Origin of the sequence: Paenibacillus algorifonticola, assembly GCF_050481745.1 — a bacterium.
Taxonomy (GTDB): domain Bacteria; phylum Bacillota; class Bacilli; order Paenibacillales; family Paenibacillaceae; genus Pristimantibacillus; species Pristimantibacillus algorifonticola_A.
In genome coordinates this window covers 1-5,770 of sequence record NZ_JBCNGR010000094.1, presented here as the reverse complement: position 1 = coordinate 5,770, position 5,770 = coordinate 1, and the positions used below count along the sequence as shown (strand labels likewise).

General features: G+C 44.1%; 4 protein-coding genes. All 4 read left to right on the top strand.

Features of this window, described 5'->3' with window-relative positions; translation table 11 throughout:
• Window positions 1-68: 68 nt before the first annotated feature.
• Window positions 69-1,487, top strand: coding sequence for an NADP-dependent phosphogluconate dehydrogenase (gndA, locus tag ABEW34_RS31760; protein ID WP_430165836.1), 1,419 nt, complete (start codon window positions 69-71; stop codon window positions 1,485-1,487).
• A gap of 309 nt (window positions 1,488-1,796) precedes the next feature.
• Window positions 1,797-2,816 carry a response regulator transcription factor gene (locus tag ABEW34_RS31755; RefSeq protein WP_430165833.1) on the top strand — a complete coding sequence of 340 codons (1,020 nt, stop codon included), beginning with the start codon at window positions 1,797-1,799 and terminating at the stop codon, window positions 2,814-2,816.
• The gene (locus tag ABEW34_RS31750) at window positions 2,813-4,597 is read left to right on the top strand and encodes a sensor histidine kinase (RefSeq protein WP_430165830.1); all 1,785 of its coding nucleotides are present in this window, start codon (window positions 2,813-2,815) and stop codon (window positions 4,595-4,597) included. The genes ABEW34_RS31755 and ABEW34_RS31750 overlap by 4 nt, the downstream gene beginning before the upstream one ends.
• A gap of 104 nt (window positions 4,598-4,701) precedes the next feature.
• The coding region (locus ABEW34_RS31745; protein WP_430165827.1) for an extracellular solute-binding protein at window positions 4,702-5,770 on the top strand (1,069 nt) is incomplete at its 3' end.

Here is a 5,770-nt window from a genome sequence, read left to right as displayed (position 1 = left end):
CAGAGGACGGCGACAGCCGTTTACGCTTATATAAAAAGAGCTTGAATAGGATTGGGAGGCAGATTTCCGTGAGCAAACAGCAAATTGGCGTCGTTGGTCTTGCCGTTATGGGCAAAAACCTCGCTTTAAACATTGAAAGCAGAGGGTTCTCGGTTGCTTTATTCAACCGTTCCCCAGAAAAAACAAATGAGCTTCTGGAAGAAGCGAAAGGTAAAAATTTTGTTGGTGCTTACAGCGTCGAAGAGTTTGTAAATTCGCTTGAAACACCTCGCAGAATTTTAATTATGGTCAAAGCAGGCGCGCCAACAGATGATACGATTAATCAGCTTGTGCCGTTTCTAGACCAAGGGGACATATTGATCGATGGCGGCAACGCATATTTCCCTGATACGCAAAGAAGAAATGAAGAGCTTTCGGCTAAAGGCTTCCGCTTTATTGGAGCGGGCGTTTCCGGCGGCGAAGAGGGCGCGCTTAAAGGTCCGGCGATTATGCCGGGCGGTCAAAAAGACGCATATGAGCTCGTTGAGCCGATCTTGACGGCTATTTCTGCGAAAGTGAATGGCGATGCTTGCTCCACTTATATTGGCGAAGGCGGAGCTGGACATTATGTGAAAATGGTGCACAACGGCATCGAGTATGGCGATATGCAGCTAATTGGCGAAGCCTATCATTTGTTGAAAGATGTACTCGGCGTAAGCACAACTGAGCTGCATAACATTTTCACCGAATGGAACAATGGCGAGCTTGACAGCTATTTGATCGAAATTACAGCTGACATTTTCTCGAAAACAGACCCAGCTACAGGCAAGCCGATGGTCGATGTGATCCTGGATTCTGCAGGCCAAAAGGGAACGGGCAAATGGACGAGCCAAAGCGCGCTTGATCTCGGCGTTCCATTGTCGATCATTACCGAATCCGTATTCTCGCGCTTTATCTCTGCGATGAAAGAGGAGCGCGTAGCAGCAAGCAAGAAGCTGAATGGCCCTGCGGTATCAAGCTATGACGGCGATGCGCAAGAGTTTATTGAAGCGGTCCGCAAAGCGCTATTCGCGAGCAAAATCGCTTCGTACGCCCAAGGCTTTGCGCAAATGCGCGCTGCTTCTGACCAGTACAACTGGAACCTGAACTACGGCAGTATCGCAATGATTTTCCGTGGCGGCTGCATTATTCGTGCTGGCTTCCTGCAAAACATTAAAGATGCGTATGATCGTGATCCGGAACTGAAAAACTTGTTCCTCGATGATTATTTCGGCGGCATCGTAGATAACTACCAAGAAGCATGGAGAAAAGTGATTGCGATTGCCGTAACAAGAGGGATTCCAGTTCCTGCTTTCGCATCGGCACTAGCTTATTATGACAGCTACCGTACAGAAAGACTGCCGGCTAACCTGCTGCAAGCACAGCGCGATTATTTTGGAGCGCATACGTTTGAGCGTTTGGATCAACAAGGCAGCTTCCATTTCCAATGGATGGAAAATAACGAATAAGTAATTCGTAAGTAATTAATGAGTAAATGGAAAGAAAGCGAAGGCTGGCCTCACATGGGTGAGGTCAGCCTTTTGTTGAATCTGACAAAAATAAGGACGATAGCCCGCTGCGAGTGGACGACGGGGGAATGTCGTCCTTTTTGCTATGCCAATGGACATTCATCAAAATGGTGTACTGATTCAGGCAATACAGTTAGAATATAAGCTCGAGGGATACATGCTGGCGGGCTTAGCGGGCTGCAACAGTGCAGTGTATCTATCGAACAACAGCCATGAATGGCATTATATTCTTACTCCTGAGGTGAAGTCATGTTTCAAATACTAGTAGCTGAAGATGAGATGTGGATTCGAACTGCGATTGTTGAAATGATAGAGCGTTTCGATTTGGGGTTTAAAGTCGTAGCTGAGGCAAATGACGGCAAGGAAGCGTGGAATCTCGTTAATGAGTTTTGGCCTAATGTGATCATTACAGATATTGTGATGCCGCATATGGATGGCCTCTCACTTATTCAAAAATGTGACGAATACAAACTGTCGATCGTCCCCATTGTCATCAGCGGATATGAGAATTTCAATTATGCCCAACAGGCAATGCGATACGGAGCAACAGAATATTTATTAAAGCCGGTAGCAGCAGAGGATCTAAAACGCGCTCTTCAAAGATCGGTCGAACGGTTGCAAAACTCGCATCATTTGCATGAGCCTCTCCATAAAATCCAGCGGTTCGTAGAAAATATAGAGGTTTGGGATCATCAAAGGCTGATCCGGGAGGTGACGGATATTATCCAGTTCATTATGAAATTGAAAACACCGAATCCAGGAGTGATGTCGGGCCTCTTTCGCATTTTATCAAATAAATTAAATGAGCAGCTTGAAAGCATAATATCCGGCTATCAAATGACGGACTATGAGCATAATAAAGACCAGGAAGTGGTCAAACAATATTTTTATAAATTGCTTGAGGAATGGTCTAGAACGCTTCATGTTTCTCAGGCCAGCAACAAAAATCGTTTGCTTATGAAGCGGGTATACGAATATGTCCAGCAAAATTATGTGAATGAAATTACGCTTACCCACATTTCAGAGTATGTGGAGCTCAGCGTGTCCCGATTTTGTGTGCTGTTCAAGCAGAGCAACGGAGATTCCTTTGTCAATTATTTGAATCTTTATCGAATTGAAAAGGCGAAACAGCTGCTATTGGAGCCTGATTTAAAAGTTTATGAGGTTGCTGAAATGGTGGGGTTCGGAACGCTTCCCTATTTCAATCGCTTATTCAAAAGCATCATGAATCAGTCCCCAAATGAGTACAGGAGGAGCCTTGGCTTATGAAGCGCACAATGTTTCCGTTCAAATCCATCAAGCACAGAATGATTATGTTGTTTTTCGGGCTGAGTCTGCTGTCCATTGGCTTGATTGCCTCTTTATCCCACTATTATTACAGCAAGGCTGTCGAAGACGACTTTGTAACCATTACCAAACAATCGACAGATAGCCTCAATCACCATTTGGAGTTTTATTTTAAGCAAATGAAAAATTCAACGAATACACTGATCAATACGGATTTGGTTCAAAATTGGCTGATTGGAGAATACGAGCCTACCGCAGAGGATATAAGAGGCATTGAGATGGAAATGAAAACGTATGTATCTTTCAATTTTCCTGAAATGCTTAACATTTTCCTGGTTGCAAACGATAAGAGGATTTTATCGTTAAATGATTATAGGTCCATATCGGGCTCAAACGCATCACAATTCTGGTATGCTGCTGTGCCGTCTACGACGATCAGAGTTTTGCCTACGGACCGGCTGGCAGGTACAGGCCCTTTTGTATTAAGCATGCTGATCCCGATCTATAGCAAGCAAACGACTGACATGATAGGCAATCTGGTGCTGCAGTTTTCATTGGCTGAGATCGAGGCAACCTTTGATAAATCCCGGCTTGGCAAGACGGGCTATTTTTTTATTACCTCAGAAGAAAATTCAGTTGTGTATCATCCCAATAAAGAGTGGGTAGGGAAGTCGTTAAGCCAGACTCCTTTAAATGATTTGCTTCCCGATTCAACGGAAGGGATGCACTTAAGGAATTTTCATGGGGAGGATTATTTAGTTGCCACGGGCGATTCCTCTTACACCGGCTGGAATATCAACTCTATTGTGCCATACGTGGAAATGGCCAGCGGCTTAAATTCAGCCATAAAGTCGACGATCATCACCTTTATAATAATTTCGATCAGTATTATGGTTGCGGTTCCCTTGCTGCTTCGTCAATTTATCAATCCGATCAAGCACTTAAAGTCTTTAATGGAATCGGTTTCGATGGGCAATTTGAATGTTAGAGCTAAAAAAGTATCGAACATTATGGAATTCGAAGTTTTGATTACAAGCTTTAACAAAATGGTCGAGCAATTAACGGACTTAATGCAAACGCTATCAGAATATCGAGTGAAAGAGGTGGAGCTTCAGCTGCGGCAAAGCGAAGCTATGATTCGCGCGCTTCAAAACCAAATTAACCCCCATTTGCTTTATAACACCCTGGATATTATTAAAAGTATTGCCTATTTAAACGATGTTCCGCTTATCGAGAAAATTTCGCATAACCTAGCGGATGTTTATCGTTATGCCTCCCGCTGGTCGTATGAAGAGGTAACACTAAGTGAAGAATTGGACTCGTTAATCAAATACCTTGAGATTATTCACATTCGCTATCCGAAAAAATTTGAAAGCAGCGTCCGGGTTAACGAAAAGTTTTTGAAATGTCCGATTATTAAACTTAGTATTCAGCCGATAGTAGAAAATGCAGTGAAATACGCGGTTGAACCAAAGGGCGGAGATGCAGCGATTATTATTACCGCCTATACAACAGAGCAAGATCTGATTATTGAAATTGCTGATAACGGAGCCGGGGTATCGGAGCAGAAGCTGCTTAGTCTTGAGGAACAATTCAACAATCGTATAACCAATGAAGAGACGTTAATGCAGGGCTCTATTGGCCTGGCCAATGTCCACGCCCGTTTGATGCTCAAATACGGTGAAGGATATGGCGTTTCTGTGCATTCATTTGCTGGAAGAGGCAGTGTAGTCAGTATTCGGGTTCCTTATCGTATATTTTAAAAAAATAAGACTATAAACAAAAAGATTGGGTAAGGTTAAAGATTCGAAATTGCGTTAACTTTATAAGTGTAAATATCATCTAGAGGATTGAAGGGGGCTTAAGCATGAAGAAATGGAAAGCGCTTTTATTGATTGCAGCAATAATGGTTGGCGTTATAGGCTGCTCACAGGGAGGGACGACTACAGTAAAGGGAGAGGAGAAGGGAACGGAGTCCGCAAAGGAACCGATGAGTATTGAGCTGATGACTTTCAGCTTTGCCGGCGGAGGATGGCCGGAGGACCATCCTGTTCTGAAAGCTATTAATGAAAAGCTCAATATAGACTTGAAAATTCAATGGGTTCCCTACGATACTTATGCGCAGAAATTGAATGTAATGGCCGCATCCAATGAGTTCCCAGATGTGTTTATGGTTCTGGAGCAGGAATATAACAAGTGGCGGGATAGAGGCATTTTTATGGACGTCAAGCAGGAGTTGGGCAAATACGCCAACCTATCGCAGCATTTGGGTGCTGAAGGTCTGGAAATTATGAACCCAAAGGACAGCTATTATGGGCTTCCTTATTACACTACGGAAACGCGTGACTCCTTGGCAATTCGTCAGGATTGGCTGGATAAGTTAAAGCTCCAAACTCCAACTACTGTGGATGAATTCTACGAGGTGGCCAAAGCGTTCGCAACACAGGATCCTGATGGAAACGGCCAGACTGATACGACCGGATTTTCGTTTGGTATTGTGAATAACCGTTTTGTTAATATCGAACCTTTGGTGGGCGCGTTCGGTTTAGGAAATGATTGGAGCGATATTGACGGGCAACTGGTTCCGATGCAGCTTCAAACAGATGAATTGAAAGCGTTTGCGACTTTTATGAATAAAGCCTATAGCGAGGGGGTTCTGGACAAGGATTTCCCAGCCAATAAGATAAAGGACAGCCTCGCTAAACTAGAATCCGGCAAGACAGGAATTACCGCAATCGTTCCAAACGAGCTGTATTCAGCAACGATCCCGACGCTTACGAAGCTGATTCCTGAGGCGGAATTGGTACAGCTGCTGCCTCCGAAGGGGCCTGAAGGCAAGCAAGCAACCCAGACCACGGCCATGACGAATAAAATTGTCATTAATGCCAAGATTGATCCGGCCAAGCAGCAGCGGATTTTGGAAATGCTGGATTATA